Genomic DNA, 23,406 nt, shown 5'->3' with positions numbered 1-23,406 from the left:
CGATAGCGTATTGACAATTCATTTAACCAATTTCGCCTTGCATATAAACACATGCAAGGCGAAATAGCCACGTACTCCCCTATATTTTTCTATACCTGAATGCCGTGCAACTAAGCTGCCAACTCCATTGTCCGAACGTTCCGAACCACTTCGTCGCAATTGGCACAAGCGCTGCCTCCTTCCTGATGATACCACCGGCAACGATCCCGGATGGCGCAGCTAACCAGTGTGGCTTCTGCTTTTCGGTTCATGGCTTCCACGATCTTGCCTACCAGACTACAACCCGCGCTTTCAGAACTCCAATGACCGCAGCCCGTTTTAGCGCAGTTACTGGCAAAGCGAAAGCGCTCTTCCGGGGCACGGCTCTGTTGCCGGGCGGTGTCGACGAACGTCTGGTCAACAATGACTGGTTCATCGAGGTATTGAATATGACCGGATGCATCCTGCACGCCAAAGAGGGCGGCACCGGGTTTTGCAGTTGAACTGGGACAAAGTAGAGAAGCCATGGGTCAGAAATTAAATGGTCATGTCAGGAGACGTTGGTGGTAACCAGATACCCAGCACGGGTAGGTCGATAATTGGGCTTTTTATATTCATGGGCGCTCCACCATTCACTTGATCCAGCACGTCTTGTGTAAGCTGCCCTTTCTCGTCCAGCTCGGCCAGTTTTTTCATAAACTCGGCCTGATTTTCTACCTTGCTCTGTAAGGCCTTAATCTTGTTGTTCATCGATTTTTTCATAATTTCTTTGATTGATTTAATTTATTTTAACTGTATTTATGTACGCTGTTTTTACTCCGCTATTCCGGCCAGTTAAGACAGAATGAGCCCAAGCCATTTTGGTAGACCGGGCAAACTAATGCCGCCATTAACCATGTTCAGCGCATCGTCGGTGGCTTGGCCTTCTTCGTCCAGTTCGGCGAGTTTTTTCATAAATTCCTCCTGGTTTCCGGACACCTCACGTAGTTGTTTTACTTTGTCTTTTATTTCTTCTTTCATGGCTTTTTGAATTGATTTATAGATTTTTAAATCGTCTATGAACAGAACAAAGGTTGCCATTTAACAATACTGACGCTATAACAAACGCTTGTAATTCAGTCGTTTATATTATTTCTTATTCCCGATAGTTATAAGCAGAAACCGCCACTGGCCGGGATCATTCTTAAGGCGATCCCGGCCAGTGGCGGCTTGCGTAATGAGATCAAGACTGTTATAAGTCCAGGCTCTTGATGTTATCTTTTGGATGCCGGTCAATCAATAGATTGAGGGGGTCAATACCCGCCCGTTCTGGCTTTTGATCAACCCGCACCGTAATCGTTTGCCTGGATTTCATGATGTGGTGCCGCTGGTAATACAATAGCTTTTCTGGTTGATTTCCTTTTGCTTTTGGCGCATACACGCCTACCCATATCCACTCGTTCAGGGGGCGGGGCGTTTCGTTGCCCAGACTGTCGGCACGTACTTTTTGAGCGTCCACGGTCAGGGTTACGTCGTAGGATTTTCCTACTGGCTTGGCGGCTACCTGGTCGGTTTTGAGTTCATACAGGGTAATCGCATTGACCCAGTCATCCAGTAGCCCTCGCAAACTGTCCGGTGTAACGGCCCGTAGTTCAGCCGTCAGGTCGGCGGCTGTGGGATATATGCCTGTTTTAGCCACTCGGGCCGTATTCCAGCGGTTACGGTAGTTCTGCAAAGCCTGGTTGATGGGTCCCTCACCCAGTTGATCCTGCAAGGCATAAAGTACCAGCGCCCCTTTGTTATAGTGGATGTACGACTGATTTTCGCATTGAGAGAGCGGTTGTTCTTTTCGGGTTTCTGCCTGACGACCCCGCAGATAATAATCCAGTTCATAGCCCAGAAACGCCTGCATCCGCTCGTTCGGATAGTGCTGTTTCATCACCATCAGTGCACTGTATTCGGCCAGGGATTCGGATAGCATGGCGCTGCCTTTCACGTTGGCTTCCGTCACCTGATGGCCCCACCACTGATGAGCGGTTTCGTGGGCTGTTACGAAAAAGGGCATATCGATGTCCTTCGTGTCATCAATATCAGCCACGAAGCCCATGTCCTCACCAAATGGAATCGTGTTGGCAAACGATTGGGCATAGCCTCGATACCGGGGGAACTCCATGATGCGCAGCTGGCGGTGCTGAAAGGGGCCGTAATTAGCCTGGTAATAATCCAGCGATGCCTTCAGGGCCCGCATCATGCGGTCGAGGTTATGGGTATGCCCCGGATGATAATAGATTTCCAAACTAACCGGCTTCCCGGACGACCCGGCGTACTGTTCCTTTTTGACCAGGTAATGTGCCGACACAATGGAATAGAAGTTAGCGATGGATGAGTCCATTTGGTAGTTAAAGTACCGTCGGGGCTTTCCATCAGGACCTGTTTTGGTCCATTCTTTCCGGAGGTAGCCGGGTGCAATGGCGGTTTGTTCGGGTGTGGTACTGATGGTCATGGCAAATCGAATCTGATCGGCATCATCCCCAAATACGCTCTGCCGTCGGCCTGTCGGGTCGTTTTGCGCACGCATCCGTTCCGTTGGCTTTAGGCCATTGTCTTTTCGCTTATCGTCGTCTTTTAGCTCGTAGCGTTCATTGTAGCCAATACTCGGGAAGTAATCGTTGGTAAAAAATGTACCATTCTGAACAATGTCGATATTGGCCCGGCCATTCTTGAAGCCTCTGGTCCGGTAGAGCACATCGAAATCGAGCCGTACACTGTCTCCCGGTTGCAGCGATCGGTCGAGGTGATAGATGTGGTACGCGAAATCAGCTACGTATCGATCATCGACCCGATTCGGTACCGAAAGCCGTAGCTGTTTCACCTGCATTTCATCCGCATCATAGGTTTGCAGATGAATTTCAGGAATGGGCCGCGCTGTCTTGTTTTTGAGAATATACCAGCCCGTTGCAGCAAAATCGCGGGTTTCAGGAAACAGATCGACGTTAATCGTTACACGGGTCAGACGTGGCTGGGGCAAGTCGGCAAACTTCTTCAGGGTCTTCTCATACCGACTCAGTTCAGCTTCAGCCGCTTTGCTATTTTTATACTCATTCAGTACGTTGGTGTTGTAGTAAACATAGGAGCCACTGGAGATAAAGACAACCAGCATCATTAGGCCAACGGTCAGCACAGGACGCGTTAACTGATGGCGGCCCATAAGCAGCCGCAATTTTAGTAGCTCCTCCGATCCCCGCACCGATAGCACAACCGCGCCGGCAAAGAGAAGTGCCCCAAACGCTGACCAGTAAAGCGTTGTCCAGGCGAAAGGAGCGACCTGATGCCCATAGCCGTTCATGTCTGAATACGTTCCCAAAGAAGCGGAATCGAATAGAAGCAACCGGTGTTCGATACCGAGGTATGACAAAACGCCCAACGCTACAAAAAACAGCACCAGCAGCGCATGTCCGGCAAACTTATTATTGACCAGCGTGTGGATAAAAAAGCCCAGCAGCATAAACGTCAGCAGGCTCAGCAATGAACCGCCATAAAGGCTCTTGGCATAAACTGACAAGTCGATGAGTGCACCACCTCCCCGAATGACCTGCATGAGCATACCCAACCCGACAGCCAGCGTAATCATCAGGAAAAACGCCAATCCCAGTCCCAGGTATTTACTCAGCAGCGGTACCCAATTAGGCACGGGCAAGGCATCACTAATGAGGTTGATCCGTACGTCACGCTCTTTCCAGATCAGGTCGCCAACGTATAAAATCATCAGGATAAACAGAAACAGGCCCGTGAATAACCCCATTTTACTCAGCATGACATAGGTGGTGGGTAGCGTTCGGGACCCGTACCAGCCACCGGCATTATCGAGGGCCGAAAAAAGGAACATGCCCAATCCGCCAATGCATAGCGCCAGAAAAGGAAGGTCTTTCATCACCACTTTGGCATAGAACAGGGTCAAATGCCCAAGATTGCTAAACCAGGCACCCTGCCCGAAGCTACGCCTAACCTGCGCCAACGGTCGACGTAACGCACTGGCATTCAAATCAGCTCTCTTTTGTGTTTCCTTTTTCCGTTTAAGCAGACCGTTCGTCGGTTGGTAAGAGAAGAACCGATATGTGGCAAGCAATGCTAATCCGGCGATACCCACCCACAACAGCCGATTCCAAAGCAGCATATCCGATAGCGGCAGAAGCTGGTTGTTCTGCTGGCTGATGGACCAGTACTGGGTGCTATATCCGACGGCCCGCAAACCGAATGGGTCGAGCAGAGCCGCCGTTTCGCGCCGGTCCATCTGGGAAAGCAGAGTGCCAGACAGTAAGTAAAGCATCAGAAAAACCATGCCCTGCGTAAAAACAACCAGCATTTTTCGGCTGAGCGCACCGACGGTAAAGAAAATACTGCCAACGATCAGTGCGTTTGGTACGATAATCATCCAGTACGGCTGCCAGTAGGTGGCTGCCTTGAAAGGTAATAACCGGTCGGCGTTGCGCCAGGGAGCAACCTCGCCCAGCATCAACCCTAGCGGGATAGCAGCCAGCGTAACGAGCAGAACGAGCATAGCCCCCAGGTAACGGCCCGTCAAAAACTCCCATCGGCGTATGGGCTTTGTAAAAAACAACGCATCGATGCGGCATTCAAAATCGCGCACCACCGACACACCCATGATGGCCGAACTAATGAGGACGCCCATCAGCATGAACAGAACCAGGCTGATGCGCGCCACCACCATAGTTGCATTATCTTTAATAGCTCCGCCCGATAATCCCTGAATCAGGTCGGTAGCAACGGTGGCGAAGCTAACGCCCAGCAGTAGCGCAAAAAACAAGTACGTTGCCGGGCGGTTTCGGCGGTAGGTGAACTCGAAGCGGAGAATGGATAACCAGTTCATAGAACAGACGGAGAAAACGGATGGACGAAAAAGAGCTTTGGATCAAACGGTCTGCGTATAGGCATCCACGTTAGGCAACCGACGCGGTCTCAATTGGCCGGGAACGATTGTGATTTCTGGCACCGGTTATTTCTGTAAAATAAACTTCTTCCAACCCGGCCTCAACGGGAACAAAGCCGTATCCAGGCATAGATGGAGCGTAGACGTAGATGACTGGTTCGCCGGCAATCATGCGCTCGTTGATGACTGTATGCATCTGCTGCATCAACTCTACATCCTGAGGACGCACAGACTTCTTCCAGATCTGGCCCTTGAGCCGGGCCATGGCCTCGAGCGGATGACCCGTCAGCAGAACCTGGCCTTTATTGACAATCGCCATCCGGCGGCACAGTTCCTGCACATCTTCGACGATATGGGTCGATAAAATGACGATGGCTTCCTGACCCAGCCCAGCCAGCAGATTTAGGAACCGGTTCCGTTCGGTGGGGTCCAGTCCCGCCGTAGGTTCATCGACAATGATCAATTTAGGATTCCCCAACAGCGCCTGAGCAATCCCGAACCGCTGGCGCATACCACCCGAATAACCACTCAGGTTGTTCTTCCGAACGTCCCACAGGTTAACGCGATGGAGCAGCGTTTCGACCGTCTCTTTACGTTCGGCGCGGTTATGAATACCTTTCAACACCGCCAAGTGATTCAGCAGGGTTATGGCATCGATGCGCGGATAAACCCCGAAATCCTGGGGCAAATAACCCAGTACCCGGCGTAATTCATCGGGTTGGCGAACAGCGTCAATATCCTGACCATCAACATCCTGCAAAACCACTCGTCCTTCGTCGGGCAATTGTAAGGTAGCAATCGTGCGCATTAAACTTGATTTACCGGCTCCGTTCGGGCCAAGCAGCCCAAACAACCCTGGTTCGATCGTTAACGATACGCCGTTCAGGGCACGAATCGAACCAGCAGACTGGCCGTTTTGGTATGTCTTGGTCAATTTATCGATTAGTAATTTCATGCTTGTAGGAGAATAAAAGTGAAAGAGGGCGCCAACCATGTCTGGTTTATCGCTTGCTCAGTCAAAGCAAGCTTTCGGGAACTGACCGCGAAAATTATTTCGACCAGTGCGTCTTTTTCATCGACCAATAGAGGAGTCATGTCGACGATGGCAACGTCCGCAGATCAGCTATATCTGCGTAGCATTCATCGTGCATGCGCGCGGCAATTCATCGTATAGGCCGATGGACCGGCTTTACCAAATGCGACTACTGCACCTTTTTATCCTGTTGCAAAACCGCAATAATCAAGTCGTTAAGTGGCAGGCTAAGCAGGTCAATGAGGCTAATGCCGTACAAAGAGGTTACCTGTTGCAGAACGGTCAGAGATAGCTCTGTCCGACCGGTTTCCTTTTTACTATAAGCGGCCTGGCTAACGCCTAACTGAAAGGCGACGTATTCCTGGGGATAGCCGTGGATTTCCCGGAGTTTGCGGATTTTGATAGCAATGTGGTTCATGAGATAGATTGAGAAAGTTTGTGTTGTTTGACCGACACAAATGAAAAGTAGTCGAACAGGAACAGAAACTTGTTTCGACAAATGCATTCAATCCATCGACCAATGCATCATTCCATCGGCTGATTGATTATTGCACTCACGGGCTATATCGATGAATGACAAGTACTTATACAAGATGAGAGAATGCTGGAAATAGAACCCATATAACCTATCTGAATAAACTATATCTCAAGGGGTTACGATACAACCGATGGTTATTGAATCTGGCCTGGGCAGAGGCAACCTTTGTTTCATCAAAACAGCACAAAAATTCAATTCTAAATCAATGTTAACCATAAAGAAAACAAGCCATGAAAAATCGTATCAACTCCGAATTCTCTTTTGAAGTCTGGATCAACAATGACTTTGACTTAATGGCCAACGAAACTGGCTCTTACGATGACAATTGGCTCGTCTCTGCCAGCGACCTCTTTGGCCAGATGGACTTACCGACGGATGACACAGCCAATTATTACGACGAAGCGGCTTAGTCAGTTACCAGTCACCTTACTACATGCTGAAGAATTTTGCTGGAATAGGTAAGAATCTTTCGCTACAGATGGAAATCCAACGGTAACTGGTCGTTATAACCTAATTGACTAAATTACAATGCTTAGTTATTGATAGTCAACTATTTGCCCTACAACTTTGTGCCATCAAAACAGGAATAACTAATACAAAAAAAGCCAAAATAGATACTTTATAAATCAATTAAGTCATGCAAAACAAATCAGTACATTCGAACGAATTAACGCCGTTGAGCGAAGTCGAGCTACAACAAACGACGGGCGGCAGTGACGACATGCCCGTGCTGGTAGACATTAGTTTTCCCCGCCCATTTCCCATCATTAAGTTTCCGCCTATCAAGTTCCCGCCTATCCGGTTACCATTACCACTGCCAATTGATCCAGTTACGCTGTAGGCCAGAAAAGTAATTAGTTATAGTCTAGCATAGAAGTTATACATAGTAAGCTAATCGTAACCTCAACCCGTCATACACCAACGCAGGTCTTTCAGGACCCTAAGAGCACATAGCTCGGCCTAGGTGGTGGCTACGGGATAGCTGATCACAGAAATTAACAGTCGCTTAACGGATGAATACAGGTGGGATAAGATCGGGTAACTCCCCCGCTCTATCTGGCGGGGGAGTTCTTACAATGACCAACCGATCCCAGCATAAATTAGTATCTAAAGCTATATGTTATAACCAATAGTTATTGATATAAAAAACTATATATCAGAAGTTTACATCATAATTCAACTAATACATAACCAGATATCATGACTAAAATGAATCTAGTAGTCGCGGCTGGATTACTGCTCCTGGCGACCGCCTGCAAAGAGAGTTCTCCGGTGTCACCTGCTCATATACTATCAGAAGGAAGCCCCCCCGTTCCAGAATTGATCATTCCATTAAACGATTCGGTATACGTGGACAAAGGCAAGGGTAAACCGATCAAGGAAAAACCCGAAGTGCCTGGCTCACTACGCCATGTCGACGTAATGCCCAAAGAGGTGATCGACGAAAAGTAGGCATGAAGCGACTCTTGCACAAACAGTGTGAACGAACCTAACATAATAAATCAATCCAAAATAAGATGCTAGTAGACTTAACAAAAACAGACTTAGAGACGATTCAGGGCGGAAATTGGCTCAACGACCTGGCTTGCGCAGCCGATACTGTTCTCGACGTATGCGATGACTTTCAAAATAATGGGTCAAACCGTCCATTTAAGAAATACGAATAAACAAATAAACCCATGCAAACAGACAACCAAATTCAGGAACTCACTCAGAAAGAACAACAGGAGCTGACAGGCGGCAACTGGCTGCAGGAGGCTGCGAAAGCTGTTGCCGATGCCATACTGGACATGATCAGCTACAAGGGGCCACAGGCCTAACGCTGGAACGACCGTACTCCACCTATTACGCTGGTGTGGAGTTTTCAATCACGAATTAATTAATGACCACAGGGTTAGCGCGTTATCTGCTGAATAACTCAAGGAAGATGCCTGTAATACGTTTGATAGCTATCGGGCACAGATCCCGTAGGTAACGATCAGGCAGACAGTTTTTACGAGCGATATCCTTCCCCTGGTGGAATAGATTGAGAGTGCCCTTGCAGCCAACGCATTCCGGATTAAGCCGATGCTGAAGGGATATTGTATACGTAATATTCTATCATTTTAACAAACCAAACAATGACTAATTTTAATTTTGACCAAGCTGAAGTTGTCGAATTAAAGGCCAACGAAATGACCGAAGTAGATGGCGGTGGTGCCATCGGAACGATACTCTGTATCGCTGGTGCAATTTGTAATTTTCTCGGACTGTAGGGTAAAGCAACTTGATTAACTACGATCTCAATACTTTGACGAATGTACCTAATTACCCTTAGCGGGAAGATGGCATAGGCCAGTATAAAATTCAGGTAGATTTCTTGTCGAAGAATGATGCAAATGTTAATCAGAATGCAATAACTTGACAATATCCTCCACAGCGAAAGTCGCCCAGACCAAGCAGGATTACGAACAATATAGTTTACTTATTTTATACTAATTTAATCAATCAGACAATGACTAATTTTAATATTGACCAAGCTGAAGTAGTAGAATTGCATGCCGCTGAAATGACCGAAGTTGAAGGTGGCGGTATCATCGGATTAGTACTCACTGTTGCTGGTATCATTTGCAATTATTACGGAGTATAAGGCCGATTAATCTGGCCATGGTTTCAGGTAATATAGTTCAATTCTTATTAACTATCAAAACAAATTAAACAATGACTAATTTTAATGTTGACCAAGCTGAAGTTGTCGAATTGAAAGATGCTGAACTGAAGCAGGTTGATGGCGGGAGCGTCCCCTGGGGCGAAATCCTCAAAAATATCGGTGAAATAGTTGACACAGCGGGTGGCTTTATCGATGGTTTATTAGGCCGCACACCACAGAAATAATAACTTTCTCAATTCTAATTATTTACTAAAAAACTATAACGACAATGACTACTTTTAGCGAAGTAAACGAATTGAACATTCAGGAAGCAAATGAAGTAAATGGCGGTGACTACACGCAGGGATACCACGCTGGTAGTGCTGTTCGCAATCTCATCACCGAAGTTGGTGCTGCGGTAGGTGGCTTTGTTTCTGGCCTGTTTGGTTATTAATTTATTGAAAATCTATATCATCTATTTATAATCTTTTTATAACATGAAAAATTTAACTGAGAAAGAACTTGTTGACATATATGGTGGTAACCCCACAGATACATACAATGCTTTTCATGAGGCTGGCAAAGCTGTTCATGACGCGGTTGTAAACGCCTATAACGCGGTTGTAGATTGGTGGAATAGCTAAGCCAATTACTAAATGCATTGATCAACCTGTGTGTACTGACAACGGTATATACAGGTTGATTTTTTCTGCAGAATTACCCTTTTTTTAAGATAATATTACGATTATTCAAACGGCGTATTTTTTCCGTCTGTTAACAGAAAACGGTTATTGCTTTGATCCACAAGGCAAAATTTTCCAATACTCAGTTCATTCCCAATAAATACCCTGATCGTCTGGTACTTTTGGGAAGTGAATCAATTATTCTCCCCTGTTATAAAGTACAACGGCCCGTTATTGAACGCCGTGTAGCACCGTCCGACCTTTGAGATAAGATTTTATCCCAAACGTCAATACGATGCAACATCAACTACACCCGCCTACCGTTATCGAGCATACGACGGAGGCTTACCTGCCTCAGGTTACGGTTCGGGGGCAGCTTATCTATTGCACAGTTACCCTTGCCATCGTTGCCGCCCTTTGCTCGCTTCCATTCGTACATACGGAGGTATCTGTGCAGAGCAGTGGCATGGTCCGTACGGTAGCTGAACGCAACGAACTTCGCCCTCTCGTGGCTGGCACAATCGCCGAAGTACTCGTCCACGACAATCAGCCGGTGCGCCGGAACCAGCCTATGATCCGGCTCCAAACCGAAGTACTGGACAGTAAACTCCGGCTGAACCGCTCGCAGCAAAGCGAAAAAAATCTCAACATCCACGACCTCGACCGGCTCGTGCACGCTTCCCGCCAAAACCTGCTGTCCGTATCGGGCCTGCAATCACCGGTAGTGCGGCAACAGTATGAACAATTCCGCTTTTTGCTTACTGAGAACACCCAAACGCAAACCAAACGTAAACGTGAGTTAGATGTGACCCAGCAGCTTTACCAGGACAAGGTATTGGCGAAGCAGGAGTTCGAAGACAAAGAATACACTTACAATACGGTGGTTGCGCAATACGCATCGCAGATAGAACGGCAGGTGAGCGAATGGCAGGCCAGCCTCAACCAACACCAGCTCGCCCTCGATGAACTCCGCGCTCAGGAACGTCAACTACTCAACGAGCAAAACCTGCATACCATCAAAGCCCCCGTGGCCGGTACAGTCAGTCAGTTGGGCGGCCGCTATCCTGGCTCCTATGTACAGCCCGGCGAAGTGCTCGGTGTGATCTCGCCCGATTCCAACCTGCTGGTCGAGTGTTACGTATCGCCAAAAGATATTGGCCTGCTACGGCCCGGTATGATTACCCGGATGCAGGTCGACGCCTTCGACTACAATCAGTGGGGCATGGCGCAGGGCAAAATTACCGAAGTCTCGAACGACATCATTGTGATGAACGATACGCCCGTGTTTCGGATCAAATGCCAGCTCGATCAAAACTTCCTCTCCCTTAAAGAAGGCTATAAAGGCTACCTCAAAAAAGGCATGACTGTGCGGGCGCGGTTTGTCGTCACGCGTCGCAGCCTGTTCGACCTCCTCTACGACAATGCCGACGACTGGCTCAACCCGAAGAACACCCCGGCCCTGGCTACGAAATAAAAGCAACTCCCTCCTCAAGAAATCATGGCAAAGAAAACGATAATCAAACAGCACGACATCACCGACTGCGGGGCGGCCTGTCTGGCGTCGATCTCGGCGCATTATAACCTGATGATGCCCATTGCCCGCATCCGGCAGATGGCGTCTACCGACCAGAAAGGAACCAATGTATTGGGCATGATTGAAGCAGCCCATCGGCTGGGTTTCCAGGCGAAGGGCGTACGGGGCACGTTCGAAAGCCTGAGCAAGATTCCCAAACCTGCCATCGCTCACATCATCGTCAAGGAAGTCCTGCACCATTTTGTGGTCATCTACGAGGTGACCGACAAACACATCGTTGTCATGGACCCCGGCCCTGGCAAATTCGTGAAACACACTCACGAAGAGTTTAAAAAAATCTGGACCGGCGTGTTGATTCTGCTGCTGCCCGATGATCAGTTTACGGCAGGCAACGAGAAAGTGTCGGCTATGCAGCGTTTCTGGCAATTGGTACGGCCACATCGCAGCGTGATGATACAGGCGCTCTTCGGCGCGCTGATTTATACCGTGCTGGGCCTCTCGACGTCGATTTATGTGCAGAAGATTGTCGACAACGTCATCGTGGAAGGGAACCGGAATCTGCTCAACCTGCTCAGTATCGTGATGGTGCTGATTCTGGTGCTACAACTCTTCATCGGCAGTATGAAAAGCATGTTTGCGCTCAAAACGGGGCAACAAATCGACGCCCGGCTGATTCTGGGCTATTATAAACACCTGATGAAACTGCCGCAACAGTTCTTCGACACGATGCGGGTGGGTGAAATTATTTCCCGCATCAACGACGCGGTGAAGATCCGGGCGTTCATCAATGATGCGGCTACAGGGCTGGTTGTCAATGTGTTTATCGTGCTGTTCTCCTTCGGCATGATGTTTACCTACGACTGGAAACTGGCAATGATTATGCTGGCGGTCATTCCCTTCTACGGCGCTATTTATTTGATTGTCAACAAGCTGAATAAGAAATACCAGCGGACACTGATGGAAGATGCCGCCGAACTGGAGTCGCAGTTGGTCGAGTCGCTGAACGCGATGGGCACCATCAAACGGTTCGGGCTGGAGGAGTTTGCCAATGTCAAGACCGAGACGCGATTCATCAAACTGCTCAAAACCATTTTCACCTCGGCCCGTAACTCGGTCTGGTCGGGCAACGCTACGGAAATCGTCTCGCGGTTGTTCACCATCGTACTCCTCTGGGTGGGGTCCGGCTTTGTCATCGACAATCAGATCACTCCCGGCGAGTTGCTTTCGTTTTATGCCCTCATCGGCTACTTCACGGGGCCAGCAAGCCAATTAATTGGCGCTAACCGAACCGTGCAGGACGCCCTCATTGCCGCCGACCGTTTGTTCGAGATTATGGATCTGGAACGGGAAGAGACCGAAAATAAAATCGAACTCAAACCGGAGATGATTGGCGATATCCGCTTTACCGACGTCTCATTTCGCTATGGTACCCGTACACAGGTATTCGATAACCTCAGCCTAACGGTGCCTCGCGGGAAGATCACCGCCGTTGTGGGCGAAAGCGGGTCGGGTAAGTCCACCATGCTGTCACTGCTGCAAAACCTGTATCCGCTCCAGAGCGGCAGCATTCACATCGGCGATTACGACATCAAGCACATCAGCAACGATAGTATCCGGCGTCGGGTGAGCGTGGTCCCGCAAAAGATTGACCTCTTTGCCGGAAACGTAATTGATAATATTGCCGTGGGCGAATACCAGCCCGATATGCAGCGGATTGTAGCCATATGCCAGCGACTTGGCATCACAGATTTCATCGAGAAACTACCCAATGGCTTTCATACCTACCTCGGCGAAAATGGGGCGAGTTTGTCGGGTGGACAGAAGCAGCGCATCGCCATTGCCCGGGCGCTGTACCAAAACCCGGATGTCTTGATCCTGGATGAAGCTACTTCCTCGCTCGATTCAATTTCGGAGCAGTGTGTACAGGAAACAATTCAGCATTTGCGTGAACACAACAAAACAGTCATTCTCATTGCGCACCGGCTGAGCACCGTGATGAACGCCGACAAAATTGTGGTTATCGAACAAGGGAAATTAATTGAAGAAGGGTCGCATTTCGAGTTGCTGGCTCAGCAAACCGCTTATTACAAACTCTGGGCCTCCCAGATGCCCCTGACCATTAACATGCTGGCTCAGTCGCCACTGGATTTACTCCAGATCAGCGCCAACGGCGATCAGCCCGTTTCGAGACTTGACAGTACCGACTCTAAAACTGCCTTAGCTGTATGAAAATCATATACCTGCTCCTGCTCGCGTTGAGCCTACTTAACCCGGCCAAGGCTCAGGGTACCGAACCCTCCCTGCCTGCATCCATCGAGCCGCGCTCGACTACATTGACGCTGGAACAGTGCATTACACTGGCGTTAGAAAATCAGCCAGTCCTGCGGCAGTCAGTTCTGCAAAAACAAGTAGCCGACAATACCGTGGAGCAGACTCGCAAAAGTCAGTTGCCAGTCATATCAGCCCTAACCAACCAGGGAATGAACTTCGGGCGTAACGTTGATCCATATACGAATGGTATTACCAACGCCCAGATTGCCACCAGCAACGCCGGATTGGGAGTAAATTGGACTGTTTTCAATGGTTTTCAGCTAAAAAATAATTTGCTTCAGCAAAGCCTGATCGCCCAGGCAAGTCAATTTGACGTGGCCGCCATCAAGAACAGCCTTACGCTTAATACCTTACTGGCTTATTTGCAGGTACTGTCGGCACAGGATTTACTAACGGCTAGCGCCGTGCAGGTATCGGTAGCGCAGGCTCAGGTTGAACGAACCGAAAAACTGGTAAAGATGGGCACCGTAGCTCCCTTCAATCTTTATGATGCCAAAAGTCAACTGGCAATCGATGACATGCAACAGGTACAGGCCAAAACGAACCTGAATGCGGCCCTGCTGGCCTTGTTGCAGGTATTGAACCTGCCCGCCACCACCCCGTTAGAACTTGTTCGGCTGTCGGACACGATGTCATCAATGCAGTCCGGCCTAGCCGATGCACACCATTTGTATAGCCAGGCTCGTACATTCATGCCTGAAGTGCTGGCCGCTGATCTGCGCACGAAAGCAGCACAAAAAGGAATCGACCTGGCCAAAGGAATCGCTTATCCAAGCGTAACACTGACGGCCAATTGGGGAACCTCGTTCTCCAGTGCGGCCCGACAGAATGTATTTGGCACCGACATGATTGAACAAACAACAACCGGCTTTGTCGATGTGGCCGGGCAGTCCTACCCGGTCAGAGTACTGGCTCCAGCGTCATCTGCGGAGCGCATTGGCTATTTTCACCAACTCGACAACAATCAGTATAAAAGTGTGGGTGTCAGCATCCGCATTCCGATCCTGAACGGATTTCAAGTGCGTTACCGAACGACCAACGCACGGTTACAGCAACAATTAGCCGAGTCGCAGGCCGAGGGTGTCCGGCGAAATCTGCGGCAGGCTATTGACCAGGCGGTCAATCAGTTAGAAAACGCTACCGATCGGTATAATGCTTTGAATCGGCAGGTTTCGGCATTAACCCAGTCGTTCAACGCTGCGGAAGCCCGCTATAACGCCGGTCTGCTAAACGCCGTAGACTACAATCTGGCGAAAAGCAATATTGACCGGGCGTCGATTAATTTGATTCAGCTTCACTACGAGACGATACTTCGGGAGAAGATCGTTGATTTTTACAAACGGGGCGAATTATAGGTACGCGTTGGTACCCATTCGGAGCGTAGCCCTGTAGCACAGCCTGGCTGCGATACGCAGCCAATGTGGGAGAGCCGTGGATTCGAATGCTGCCTTCCCAACAACAGGTCGTAAAAGAGATGCAACCACTGCATCTCTCTTTTTTTGCCCTTTCGATAGGATTTCCCTATCTGCCAGCGTCTTCATATGCGACCGTTTCCTCACTGTTTTGCAATAGCCAGAAATAATTTTAACTCTTTTTATGGAATTAGAGAGGCTACGGCATCTATCCTAAAAGAATTTAAGAAGCTCTTTTGGAAAGCACCTTTCAATAATCTTAACAATTATTTTATGACTCATGCTCCGCCTTAACCCGTTATGAATAAGGACTCCGAACAAATTTTTTTTTGTGTGGTAGTTGAAAAACAAGGCGTTATGCCGCCTTTGCCAAAGGCAGGCATTCGAACAAGAAGTGAGTTCTATCCAACTATATGTTGCTGGACTGCAATTAAGGCGAAACAATAGACTTTGAGAATTGTGTTGTTATTGGCAGAAAACACATATTTTTGTGGAGGTTTGAAGGCATTTCCTTTAAAAATTTAGATGCACAAACCGAAAGAGTCTAAATTTTTCACTTTTTTTACCGGGTAAACCAACTTTTAATATTTAACCCTACAGTCCAGTTCCAATGAAAACACAAACTCCTTCTCCAGCACCCGCCAAAGCAGCGGCACCAAAAAAGAAGTCAGGTGGTCTTAACCCCGCGTTCGTAATTCCGGTATTGTTGCTGATCGGTATCCTGACGTACATGTTCGTCTTCGGTGATGGCAGCCACTTCCAAGAAGGCGACAATACGAAAGAACCACTTCCAGGTGACTACTTCGGTACGGTTTACAAGGGAGGCTTTATCGTACCAATTTTATTTACCTGTTTTCTAACGGTACTGGTATTCTCGATTGAGCGTTTCATCACCATCGGCCGCGCAAACGGTTCGGGTTCTATCGATGATTTCGTTCGGAAAATCAAAGGCCAGCTTGACCGCAATGAAGTTGCTGCTGCTATCCAGGAGTGCGACCGTCAGAAAGGTTCGATTGGCAACGTTGTGAAAACAGCTCTGGTAAAGTATCAGCAGTTAGCTACTGACACGCAGCTAGACAAAGAGCAGAAGCTGGTAGCCCTGCAGAAAGAAGTAGAAGAAGCTACGACGCTTGAGTTGCCAATGCTGGAAAAAAACCTGACTATCATTGCTACCCTGGCTTCGGTTTCGACACTGATTGCCCTGCTTGGAACGGTACTAGGTATGATTCGCGCTTTCGCAGCCATGGGTGCTACGGGACAGCCTGATACAGGTGCACTTTCGACTGGTATCTCTGAAGCCCTTGTAAACACGGCTCTTGGTATCGGTACAGCCGCTATCGCTACGATCATGTATAGCTACTTTACGAGCCGTATTGACGTATTGACGTACAACATCGACGAGATCGGCCTGAGCATTCAGCAGAACTTTGCCGCTCATTATTAAAATTTAAGAATAACTTATGCCAGCAGTTAAAGTAAAACGCGCCAGTTCCGCAGTGGATATGACCGCGATGTGCGACGTGGCGTTCCTTTTGTTGACGTTCTTTATCCTAACGGCCCAGTTCCGGTCGCAGGATGCTGCCGCCATCGAAACACCTTCGTCCATTTCCGGAATCAAAGTCCCCGACAACGATATCATGACCATTGGTCTTGGTAGAGATGGCAAAGTCTATTTCGGTATCGACAATGCGCAGAACCGCATTGCCATGCTGGATAACATTGCTGCCGCTAAAGGGCTTACTTTTTCGAACAATGAGAAGAAAGAGTTTTCCCTGATGTCAAACTTCGGTCTGCCAATTAACCAGTTGAAATCTTACCTGAACCTTCCTAAAGAACAACAGGCTAAGGTAAAACAACCCGGTATTCCAACCGATTCGACCGGCGCAGCGCCAACGAATGAATTGAAAGAATGGGTTTACAATGCCCGGAAGGCTAACAACAATCTTCGAATTGCGTTGAAAGGCGATAACCTCGCTAAATTCCCCGAGTTCAAGAATGTATTGGCTACGCTACAAGCGCAAAATATCAACAAGTTCAACCTGATCACGGGCACAGAAGCGCCCCCGGCCGGTTGGAAAGCTGATTAATTGCCTAGCGATTGCGACTATAGTTGATTTTCACCACGCGAATCTGTTAAGAAAACATGGCAGAAATTAATACCGGTGGTGGTGGTGGTAAACATGATGGTGGTAAGGTACGGTCCAAAAAAGCGTCAACCCGTGTGGATATGACGCCCATGGTCGACCTGGGATTTCTCCTGATTACCTTCTTCATTTTGGCCACCACCCTGAGCAAACCATCTTCGATGACGCTCAACGTGCCGGATAAAACAAAAACAGAGGAAACGGAGCCGATCAAGGCATCCAACGTAATGACGATCTTTCTGGGGAAGGACAACAAAGCGCATTACATTTTCGGTAAAGCAGCTAACGAAGACCCCGAAGTAAAGACCGTTGGTTATGGCTACGAATTCCGCCAGGCACTTCAGGAAAATGCCCGGAAAGTAGGTGGCGAAAAGTTTGTTGTGGTTATCAAGCCAACAAAGCAATCAACCTATAAAAACATGGTTGATGTTCTGGACGAGATGGCCATTACCAAACTCAAGCGGTACGCCCTGGTGGATGTACTCACTCCGGACGAGAAGAAACTTCTCAAAGACAAAGTAAAATTAGACGCATAACACCATGGCAGAACTAGAATCCCCGGCAACACTCGATGATATCGTGTTTGCCAACCGGAACCGAGCGTATGGTGCCTATGATTTGCGGAAGTCTTATCCTAAAACTGTAACACGGGCCCTGATTATCGGTGGCATCCTGTTCACGTTAGGCGTATTGACACCAACGATTATAACCGCTCTAACTCCGGAGAAAACCGAACAGGCAATGGTCGAGGTGGACTTGATGAAGCTTCCACCACCACCTATTGACCCGAACGAGCCGCCACCACCGCCACCACCACCGGTAGAACTACCGAAGGTGAACACGGTGAAATTCCTTCCGCCGGAAGTAAAGCCGGATGAGGAAGTACCGGAAGAAACGCCACCACCGGCTGTTGAGGAATTGAAGGAAGCCGTTGCTGCCGAAAAAACGCAGGAAGGTGACCCAAATGCCGAAAACATCATTGCAGCCCCTGAAGCTTCAGCCGCTCCAACGAAAGTGGAAGTCGCTGTAGAAGCTGCCCCGAAAGAAGAGGAAATCTTTACGGTGGTAGAACAGCAACCTGAGTTCAGCGGTGGTATGGCTGCCCTTGGCCAATATCTGAGCAAAAACCTGCGCTATCCGGCAGCTGCTCAACGGGCTAACGTTTCAGGACGTGTGTTCGTTAGCTTCGTAGTAAATACGGATGGTAGTATTCAGGATGTACAAGTGCTGAAAGGCCTGGGCTTTGGCACAGATGAAGAAGCCCAACGCGTAGTAAAAGGCATGCCGAAATGGCGTCCTGGTAAACAATCAGGCCGACCAGTTCGGGTGAAATACAACCTACCGATTAACTTCACGCTGGAATAAACCCTATGCGCGGACAAAATCGAGGTCCAGCGCGGCTAACGCTGTATATATCAGTATTGGCTTCACTGGCATACTTGGGAGGAGGCATCGGACTGATTGCCTCCTCTCAGTCTTTTGGGGTGCTCCCAGAGCCCGGCCCGTTTCGGTACAGCATGGGAGCGTTGCTACTTATTTACGGCGCCTTTCGGGCGTACCGGGCCTATCAACGCTTTCAGGAAGATGATTAAACGATTTTTGGGTATTGCCATCTTAGCTGGTTTAATGAGCTGTGGCAATGGAAAACCGCCGTTAGACAATCCTTCGCGCGGTAACATCGTTATTGCTGCGGATGAATCCTTCCAGCCACTGGTCACTCAACTGACTTCGGCTTATGCCGGAATTTATCCAAACGTTCACTTTGATGTTGTCTTTAAACCTGAGCAGGAAGCGATTAACATGATGCTTCATGACAGTGCGCGGATCGTCTTTACGACTCGACCATTAAGGCCGAACGAACGGGCTGTACTTGATAAAAGCAAGATTAAAGGCGCGACGGAGAAAATTGCAACCGATGGCGTCGCACTCATTGTGAATAAGGCCAATACAGACAGCCTGATTTCCATGACCGAGTTACAACGCATTTTTAATGGGCAGACGAAAAACTGGAACCAACTAAAAAACGGTAACCAAAACAGCCCAATTACCCTGGTGTTTGATAACAATAATTCCAGTAATTTAGAATTTGTTTTGAACACCTTCAAGATTAAAAATGTTACTAACATACGAATTTTCACGACGCGCTCAAATCGAGAAGTTATAAACTTTGTGCGCAAGAATCCATCGGCATTGGGCTTCATCGGCGTCAATTGGATTAGCGATAGCGATGAACCCCTCTCAGTAGAATTAGCCAGCGACTTGCGCGTCATGGGCGTATCGGACAAGCCGAATCCAACGAAACGCGATGATTATTTTCAGCCGTTTCAGGAAGACTTAGGCATGCAGCGTTATCCATTACGGAGACCCGTCTATATAGTAAGCCGTGAAACGCATCCAGGATTGGGTGGAGGACTAATAAACTACATTGCCAGAGACGCAGGTTCGCTAATCATTCGTAAATTGGGCCTTTGGCCCAGAATTCCATATGATCGGATAATAAATCTGACTAAATAAGTAAGTTTTTTGGTTTACTTGTAATTTTTTAGATTTGCTAATTCGTTAAATAGGTACTAACCAAATTTCCTAATTTCCAACTTGAATTACATGATGAACAACCAGAAGCAATCGCTGATGACCATCCTGTTCGTTGGGGCAACTATGACGGCCCCTTTGATGGCGCAGGACGTCCAGACGGCCTTGAAAGATGTAGAGGCTGAGCGATATAATAAGGCGGGGCAAACGCTAACGCAGTTGGCCACCAGCTCGCCGACGGCTGACAATCAGTTTTATCTGGGCTATTATTACCTGAGAAGTGGGCAGCTGGACAAAGCAAAAGAAACGTTTCAGAAGGGTGCTGCCGCTGATGCTAAAAACCAGTTGAACAATATCGGACTGGCAGGCGTGGCCTTAGCCAAGGGTGACGGCGCAACAGCAAAGTCGCTGATCGATAACGCCGTTGCACAAACGAAAAGTAAGAATCAGGATGTTTTGATCCGTGGCGCTGAAATGTATACGCTGTCGGACCAACCCAAACAAAATGATCCTGCTGCTGCGTTGAGCCTATTAACTGTTGCCGACGAAAAGGATAAAAAGAACGAGAACGCCGAAATCGAAATGTTGATGGGCGATGCATACTTCCTGAAAAATGATGGCGGTAATGCCATTACGAAGTATGAAAATGCCCTGGCGATCAGCCCGAACCTAGCTGAAGCTAATTACAAAATCGGCCGTCTATACCTGCGCGGTAAAAACTATGCCAAAGCACAGGAATTCTTCAAACTGGCTATCCAAAACGATCCTGAGTTTGCCCCAACGTATCGTGCTTATGCCGATGCTCTAGCGAACTCGCGTGCGTACAAAGCAGCGGCTCAAAACTATGAGCTGTACGTACAAAAAAGTGGTACGACAGATCCTGAGCAATTACTTGACGTAGCTCGTTATAAATTTCTGGCACAGGACTACCAAGGAGCTGTTGCTTACCTGGATCAACTGAAGGGGAAAGTTAATAACCCAATCATTGACCGCATGTACGGATGGGCTTATAGCGCGTTGGGTAAGAATGCCGAATCAGTTGAAGCGCTTAACCGGTTCATTTCGACAGCACCGCAGAAAGTGATGGCTGACGATTATAAATACCTGGGCCGGGCAGAAGCGCAACTAGGTACTCCAGAGGGTGATTCGCTGAGCATTGTTAACCTGGAAAAGGCAGCTCCAATGGATACAACGGAGAACCTGTATCGTGAGATTGGTAAGAAATATTACGAAACCAAGCGTTACGATAAGGCGGCTAATTACTACGCCAAAACGATCCAGAATGATAAGAAACCACAAAACAATGATTATTTGTGGTTAGGTCTTGCCAATTATCAGTATGCGCCACGGGTTGGCCGGGATAGTTCGGCGGCTCCAATGGATACAGCTCAGATTCGGCAAGTAAAGCAACAGTACTATCTGCGGGCTGATTCAGCGTTTGCCCTTATGGCGCAAAAAATTGAATCAGATGGCAAAAAATACCCATTAGCTTACTACTACCGTGCGGGGGCCAATTACTATGCCTACCCCAAAGAACAGGAGAAAGCAGCTAGCTTGGCAGGCCCATTGTACGAAAAATTCATCGAGCAAGCTCTGTCTCCAGATTCGACGGACAAAACGGATTATAAGCGTTATCTGGTAACAGCCTACAAAGCATTGGCAGGCTTTGCTTTATTGAAGAAAGACGATGCCAAAGCGAAAGAGTATTTTGATAAAGTGCTGGCCATCGACCCCAATGACGAGAGCGTTAAACGGGCACTAGAAGGTCCTAAGGCAGCTCCAACGCCAACAGCGAAGCCTACTCCAAAGGCGCCCGTCAAAAAAAAAGTAGCCACTAAATAACTGGATTTTCTAGTTAACAGTCACAAAAGCGTAGGTTTGATACCTACGCTTTTTCTGTTTCTATGGAATAAAGCGCGTGGCTGTCAGGGAATAGAGTAATTTTACAAAAGGGTATCGTAACTTTGCGAGCGCATTTTTTGACAGATCGACACTACTACGAAAACCGTATGCTTAATCTTGTACTGTTTGGCCCCCCGGGCGCCGGGAAAGGAACCCAAAGCGAGTATCTAATTAAAAAGTATAATCTGATTCACCTCTCAACCGGTGACTTGTTACGATCACAAATTGCAGCCGGTACTGAGCTCGGTTTACAGGCAAAACAATTAATGGATCAGGGTTTATTGGTACCCGATGCGGTCGTGATAGGCATGATTGAGAGTAAATTACAGGAGAACCAGTCGGCTCCGGGGTTTATTTTTGATGGGTTTCCAAGAACGGTACGACAGGCCGAAGCGCTGGATGTGCTGTTAAGCCAGTATAATACGGAAATAACCAAAATGATCGCGCTTGTTGTGGATAGTGAAGAACTGACACGGAGGCTTCTACTCCGGGGGCAAACCTCCGGCCGACCAGATGACCAGAACGAAGAACTGATTCGACGTCGGGTAAAAGAATATAATGATAAAACTGCTCCAGTAGCCGACTACTATAGTCAGCAAGGGAAATTCGCAGCTATCGGCGGTATTGGTGAGATCGACACTATTTTCAAAGAAATATGTCATCAAATTGATGGGTCAGATAGCCAGTAATTAGCAATTATGGCTTCATCAAATTTCATTGATTACGTAAAAATAAATTGTCGCTCGGGTGCGGGCGGTGCAGGTTCTGTTCATTTTCGTAGAGAAAAGCACACGCCAAAAGGTGGGCCCGACGGGGGAGATGGCGGCCGGGGTGGCCACATTATTCTACGGGGCAACTCGCAATTATGGACACTTTTGCATTTAAAATACCGCAAGCATGTAAAAGCAGGTAACGGCGTGGCGGGCGAAGGGGGCCGACGGAGTGGCGCCCAAGGCGAGGATGTGATTCTGGAAGTGCCCCTTGGCACCATTGCCCGAGATCCGGAAACAACCGAAAAGTTAGCTGAAATAACGGAAGATGGTCAGGAAATTATTCTCTTTCCCGGTGGAAGGGGGGGCATGGGTAATGATCACTTCAAAACACCTACCCAACAAGCGCCTGATTATGCACAACCTGGTGAACCCGGTCGTGAAGAATGGGTCGTATTGGAATTAAAATTACTGGCGGATGTTGGCCTGGTCGGATTTCCAAACGCAGGCAAATCAACGTTACTATCTGTATTATCAGCCGCCCGGCCTGAAATTGCCGACTACCCGTTTACAACCCTTGTTCCTAATTTGGGGGTCGTAGCGTATAGGGATTATAAATCGTTTGTCATGGCCGACATACCGGGTATTATTGAAGGCGCTTCGCAGGGCAAAGGCCTGGGCCTACGTTTCCTGCGCCATATCGAACGCAACTCAATCTTACTTTTTTTGATTTCGGCGACATCCGAAAATATTCGACAAGAATATAATACGTTATTAAACGAGTTGCGCGAGTTCAATCCAGAACTTATGGATAAAACTCGTTTGCTGGCTATTACAAAGATTGACCTCATTGATGAGGAAACTCGCCTGAAGCTGGCCAATGATTTACCCAAAAAAGTACCCGTTGCCTATGTCTCGGCCGTTAGCCAGCGAGGCCTGGATGAATTGAAAGACATTATCTGGCAAAATCTGACAAGTATTGAGCCAGTTTAATTAGACCCATATTTGTTTATCAACAACTGGCTGGGCAGGCTGGTTGCGCCTTTAATTAT

Annotated in this window: 27 protein-coding genes; 21 read left to right on the top strand and 6 right to left on the bottom strand. The window is 48.1% G+C overall.

Annotated features, from left to right (window positions below; genetic code table 11):
* Nucleotides 1-110: 110 nt before the first annotated feature.
* The 6 genes from SD10_RS28230 to SD10_RS28205 all read right to left on the bottom strand — a co-directional run bounded on the left by SD10_RS28230 (nucleotide 111) and on the right by SD10_RS28205 (nucleotide 6,357).
* Nucleotides 111-506 carry a hypothetical protein gene (locus SD10_RS28230; RefSeq protein WP_046578771.1) on the bottom strand — a complete coding sequence of 132 codons (396 nt, stop codon included), beginning with the start codon at nucleotides 504-506 and terminating at the stop codon, nucleotides 111-113.
* Nucleotides 507-516: 10 nt separating this feature from the next.
* Nucleotides 517-741, bottom strand: coding sequence for a hypothetical protein (locus SD10_RS28225; RefSeq protein WP_046578770.1), 225 nt, complete (start codon nucleotides 739-741; stop codon nucleotides 517-519).
* Nucleotides 742-813: 72 nt separating this feature from the next.
* A complete protein-coding gene (locus tag SD10_RS28220; RefSeq protein WP_148562525.1) occupies nucleotides 814-999 on the bottom strand; it encodes a hypothetical protein in 186 nt (61 codons plus the stop codon).
* 211 nt (nucleotides 1,000-1,210) lie between these two features.
* Nucleotides 1,211-4,846 (bottom strand): ABC transporter permease/M1 family aminopeptidase, encoded by a 3,636-nt coding sequence (locus SD10_RS28215; protein WP_046578766.1) that lies wholly within the window; start codon nucleotides 4,844-4,846, stop codon nucleotides 1,211-1,213.
* Between the two features lie 70 nt (nucleotides 4,847-4,916).
* Nucleotides 4,917-5,861 (bottom strand): ABC transporter ATP-binding protein, encoded by a 945-nt coding sequence (locus SD10_RS28210; protein ID WP_046580272.1) that lies wholly within the window; start codon nucleotides 5,859-5,861, stop codon nucleotides 4,917-4,919.
* Nucleotides 5,862-6,108: 247 nt separating this feature from the next.
* Nucleotides 6,109-6,357, bottom strand: coding sequence for a helix-turn-helix domain-containing protein (locus tag SD10_RS28205; RefSeq protein WP_046578764.1), 249 nt, complete (start codon nucleotides 6,355-6,357; stop codon nucleotides 6,109-6,111).
* Between the two features lie 350 nt (nucleotides 6,358-6,707).
* On the opposite strand from SD10_RS28205, the gene SD10_RS28200 reads away from it, so the two are divergent.
* From SD10_RS28200 to obgE, 21 genes are all read left to right on the top strand, one after another.
* Nucleotides 6,708-6,887, top strand: coding sequence for a hypothetical protein (locus SD10_RS28200; protein ID WP_046578763.1), 180 nt, complete (start codon nucleotides 6,708-6,710; stop codon nucleotides 6,885-6,887).
* Between the two features lie 227 nt (nucleotides 6,888-7,114).
* Nucleotides 7,115-7,318: a hypothetical protein gene (locus tag SD10_RS28195; RefSeq protein WP_046578761.1), complete on the top strand. Its 204-nt coding sequence runs from the start codon at nucleotides 7,115-7,117 to the stop codon at nucleotides 7,316-7,318.
* Nucleotides 7,319-7,686: 368 nt separating this feature from the next.
* Entirely contained in the window at nucleotides 7,687-7,929 is a 243-nt protein-coding gene (locus tag SD10_RS28190; protein ID WP_148562524.1) for a hypothetical protein, read from the top strand.
* Nucleotides 7,930-8,156: 227 nt separating this feature from the next.
* Nucleotides 8,157-8,297 carry a hypothetical protein gene (locus tag SD10_RS29790; RefSeq protein ID WP_158500605.1) on the top strand — a complete coding sequence of 47 codons (141 nt, stop codon included), beginning with the start codon at nucleotides 8,157-8,159 and terminating at the stop codon, nucleotides 8,295-8,297.
* Between the two features lie 300 nt (nucleotides 8,298-8,597).
* Nucleotides 8,598-8,732: a hypothetical protein gene (locus tag SD10_RS30355; protein ID WP_262507344.1), complete on the top strand. Its 135-nt coding sequence runs from the start codon at nucleotides 8,598-8,600 to the stop codon at nucleotides 8,730-8,732.
* A gap of 239 nt (nucleotides 8,733-8,971) precedes the next feature.
* On the top strand, nucleotides 8,972-9,106 hold the full coding sequence (locus tag SD10_RS30350; protein ID WP_262507343.1) for a hypothetical protein: 135 nt from the start codon (nucleotides 8,972-8,974) through the stop codon (nucleotides 9,104-9,106).
* A 71-nt stretch (nucleotides 9,107-9,177) separates the two neighbouring features.
* Nucleotides 9,178-9,351 carry a class IIb bacteriocin, lactobin A/cerein 7B family gene (locus SD10_RS29580; RefSeq protein ID WP_148562523.1) on the top strand — a complete coding sequence of 58 codons (174 nt, stop codon included), beginning with the start codon at nucleotides 9,178-9,180 and terminating at the stop codon, nucleotides 9,349-9,351.
* Between the two features lie 44 nt (nucleotides 9,352-9,395).
* Complete coding sequence (locus SD10_RS29785) at nucleotides 9,396-9,560, top strand: hypothetical protein (protein ID WP_158500604.1); 165 nt, start codon at nucleotides 9,396-9,398, stop codon at nucleotides 9,558-9,560.
* A 43-nt stretch (nucleotides 9,561-9,603) separates the two neighbouring features.
* Nucleotides 9,604-9,750, top strand: coding sequence for a hypothetical protein (locus SD10_RS29780; RefSeq protein ID WP_158500603.1), 147 nt, complete (start codon nucleotides 9,604-9,606; stop codon nucleotides 9,748-9,750).
* A gap of 334 nt (nucleotides 9,751-10,084) precedes the next feature.
* Nucleotides 10,085-11,263 (top strand): HlyD family secretion protein, encoded by a 1,179-nt coding sequence (locus SD10_RS28185; protein ID WP_046578758.1) that lies wholly within the window; start codon nucleotides 10,085-10,087, stop codon nucleotides 11,261-11,263.
* Between the two features lie 24 nt (nucleotides 11,264-11,287).
* A complete protein-coding gene (locus SD10_RS28180; protein ID WP_046578756.1) occupies nucleotides 11,288-13,552 on the top strand; it encodes a peptidase domain-containing ABC transporter in 2,265 nt (754 codons plus the stop codon).
* A complete protein-coding gene (locus SD10_RS28175; RefSeq protein WP_052731313.1) occupies nucleotides 13,549-15,009 on the top strand; it encodes a TolC family protein in 1,461 nt (486 codons plus the stop codon). The genes SD10_RS28180 and SD10_RS28175 overlap by 4 nt, the downstream gene beginning before the upstream one ends.
* A 667-nt stretch (nucleotides 15,010-15,676) precedes the next feature.
* The gene (locus tag SD10_RS28165) at nucleotides 15,677-16,510 is read left to right on the top strand and encodes a MotA/TolQ/ExbB proton channel family protein (RefSeq protein WP_046578753.1); all 834 of its coding nucleotides are present in this window, start codon (nucleotides 15,677-15,679) and stop codon (nucleotides 16,508-16,510) included.
* A 16-nt stretch (nucleotides 16,511-16,526) separates the two neighbouring features.
* Nucleotides 16,527-17,153 (top strand): ExbD/TolR family protein, encoded by a 627-nt coding sequence (locus tag SD10_RS28160; RefSeq protein WP_046578750.1) that lies wholly within the window; start codon nucleotides 16,527-16,529, stop codon nucleotides 17,151-17,153.
* 56 nt (nucleotides 17,154-17,209) lie between these two features.
* Nucleotides 17,210-17,746, top strand: coding sequence for an ExbD/TolR family protein (locus tag SD10_RS28155; protein ID WP_046578748.1), 537 nt, complete (start codon nucleotides 17,210-17,212; stop codon nucleotides 17,744-17,746).
* Nucleotides 17,747-17,750: 4 nt separating this feature from the next.
* Entirely contained in the window at nucleotides 17,751-18,575 is an 825-nt protein-coding gene (locus SD10_RS28150) for an energy transducer TonB (RefSeq protein WP_046578746.1), read from the top strand.
* A gap of 5 nt (nucleotides 18,576-18,580) precedes the next feature.
* Nucleotides 18,581-18,802 (top strand): hypothetical protein, encoded by a 222-nt coding sequence (locus tag SD10_RS28145; RefSeq protein ID WP_046578745.1) that lies wholly within the window; start codon nucleotides 18,581-18,583, stop codon nucleotides 18,800-18,802.
* Complete coding sequence (locus SD10_RS28140; protein WP_046578744.1) at nucleotides 18,795-19,724, top strand: PstS family phosphate ABC transporter substrate-binding protein; 930 nt, start codon at nucleotides 18,795-18,797, stop codon at nucleotides 19,722-19,724. Before SD10_RS28145 ends, SD10_RS28140 begins: the two co-directional genes overlap by 8 nt.
* A 90-nt stretch (nucleotides 19,725-19,814) precedes the next feature.
* Nucleotides 19,815-21,584 carry a tetratricopeptide repeat protein gene (locus tag SD10_RS28135; protein WP_046578743.1) on the top strand — a complete coding sequence of 590 codons (1,770 nt, stop codon included), beginning with the start codon at nucleotides 19,815-19,817 and terminating at the stop codon, nucleotides 21,582-21,584.
* Nucleotides 21,585-21,751: 167 nt separating this feature from the next.
* The gene (locus SD10_RS28130; RefSeq protein WP_046578742.1) at nucleotides 21,752-22,333 is read left to right on the top strand and encodes an adenylate kinase; all 582 of its coding nucleotides are present in this window, start codon (nucleotides 21,752-21,754) and stop codon (nucleotides 22,331-22,333) included.
* A gap of 9 nt (nucleotides 22,334-22,342) precedes the next feature.
* The gene (obgE, locus tag SD10_RS28125; RefSeq protein ID WP_046578740.1) at nucleotides 22,343-23,347 is read left to right on the top strand and encodes a GTPase ObgE; all 1,005 of its coding nucleotides are present in this window, start codon (nucleotides 22,343-22,345) and stop codon (nucleotides 23,345-23,347) included.
* Nucleotides 23,348-23,406: the final 59 nt, after the last annotated feature.

Origin of the sequence: Spirosoma radiotolerans (genome assembly GCF_000974425.1) — a bacterium.
In the GTDB taxonomy this organism is placed as follows: Bacteria; Bacteroidota; Bacteroidia; order Cytophagales; family Spirosomataceae; genus Spirosoma; species Spirosoma radiotolerans.
The sequence above is the reverse complement of the archived record's forward strand: the minus strand, read 5'-3'. Positions and strand labels throughout refer to the sequence as shown.